The sequence below is a fragment of the Streptomyces sp. NPDC032161 genome (assembly GCF_040636995.1).
GTDB lineage: Bacteria > Actinomycetota > Actinomycetes > Streptomycetales > Streptomycetaceae > Streptomyces.
The window spans coordinates 1-1,833 of record NZ_JBEZVN010000113.1 but is presented as its reverse complement, the minus strand read 5'-3'; the positions used below and the strand labels follow the sequence as shown (position 1 = coordinate 1,833).

1 protein-coding gene is annotated in these 1,833 nt (G+C 69.9%); it reads left to right on the top strand.

Annotated elements, in window-relative coordinates:
* Positions 1-1,625: peptidase C14 (locus AB0E67_RS36435; protein ID WP_362035154.1), on the top strand; the 1,625-nt coding region annotated here is incomplete at its 5' end.
* Between the last annotated feature and the right edge of the window lie 208 nt (positions 1,626-1,833).

Genomic DNA, 1,833 nt, shown 5'->3' with positions numbered 1-1,833 from the left:
ACCGCATACGCACCGAAGGCATCGAGAAGAACACCCACGACAACCCCTTCGGAGCCGTCCTCTCCTTCCGCGGCACCATCACCGACACCACCGTCGAGCACACCCTGGGCACGGCGATGCCGGACCTCTCGGACCTGTTCGAGGTCGGCGACTCCTCGAAGTTCGAGGTCGGCCAGTGGTGGGCGGTCGAGGTCAACGCGCTGGCGGGCAAGTACGAGAAGGAGATCCAGCGTCTCGTCCAGGTCACCCAGGTCGTCGACGCCACGCACATCAGGGTCAACTACCAGATCGGCTGGGACCTGGCCGCGGGCCGCAAGCTCACCTGGACCCGGATCGAGCCCGTCGACCGCGCCCACGTCCGCAACATGGTCTTCGAGGGCTGGGGCGACGACGAGATGTCCGGCTCGCACCCGGTCGCGTACGAGTACGCGGTCCGCTGCGACGTCTCCGGGATCGAGGCGATCGGCACCTTCTGGCCGGTGGTGATGCGCCGCTGGTGCACGTACTACCGCACCGAGCAGTGCTCGCTGACCAACCCGAAGTCCGTCACCTACGGCGGCGCCGGCTACCTCACCCAGCAGATCTACTGCCTCTACGGACACGTCGAGGACTGCCACACCTCCAACGCCCGCCACCTGAACGACTTCACGGCCTCCGCGTACTGCTACGTCACCAACTGCCACGGCGACGGGGACGACGAGGGCCCGTTCGTGACGCACGGTCAGTTCGAGCACGACCTCGTCTACACCGGCAACTCGGGGCTGATGACCTTCGCCAACTCCGGTGCCGCGTGGGGCGGCAGGGCCAAGCGGATCACGGTACGCCGGCACGCCTGTTCCTGGTTCGTGGCCCGGGTCAAGATCACCGATCTGACCCTGGAGGACGTCCTGGTCGTCGGGAAGAAGTCGCTGTCCGGCTCCGGCATGCTCTGGGTCAACGCCGACGGCATACAGATGCGCGGCTGCACCGCCACCGGCCCGCTGATCGTGTCCCGGGCCTCGGACCTGTCCGCCCGCCCCAACGTGATCGCCGACTCGTCGTTCGCGTTCGCCCCGGGAGCGGAGATCACCCAGGCCAACGTGACCGTCCCGCTCACCCTCCAGCGCACCACGCTCAAGGGCGTCGACGGCGCGGTGTTCAACGGCACCGGCCCGCTGGTTCTGGACCAGTGCGTCCTGAGCGGCTCCAAGGACACCGCCCCGGTCGCGCTCAAGCACGCCGACATCACCGTCCTCGGCGGCGAACTCCGCGACACCGGGCTGAAGCTGACCTCCGACAAGGACCAGCGGCTGCGGGTCGACGGCACGCGCCTGAACGGCACCAACAAGGACGGCGCCCTGCTGTCCCGCACCGGCTCCGGGCGGACCGTCGACTGGCAGCTCACCGGCCTCGACTCGACCGCCCCCAAGGGCACCGCCCACGTCCTGGTCGCCGAGGGGCCCAACCGCTACCGGGCCACCGGCTCCACCTTCACCGGTGGCCGGCTCGAACTGCGGCCCGCGGCGTTCACCGGCACCGGCAGCCATCTGTTGCACACCGGCTGCGTCGAGGACGGCACCGAGCGCACCGCGCTGCCGGACGAGGGCGACCGCGTCGCCCACACCGCGGCCACGCTGCGCTTCTGACCACTCGGGGCCTCTCGTCCGGATCGCGCCCGATCCGGCCCGATCCGAACGGAAGGCCCCGACCCACCGAGCACCAGGGATTCCCCGTGTCCACGCATACCCCGATCACCGGCCGGCCCGTCCGGGTCGCGCTCGTCGGCGCCGGCAACCGCGGTCTGACGTACGCCGAGTGGATCAAGGCGCACCCCGAGCGCGCCGAACTCGTCGC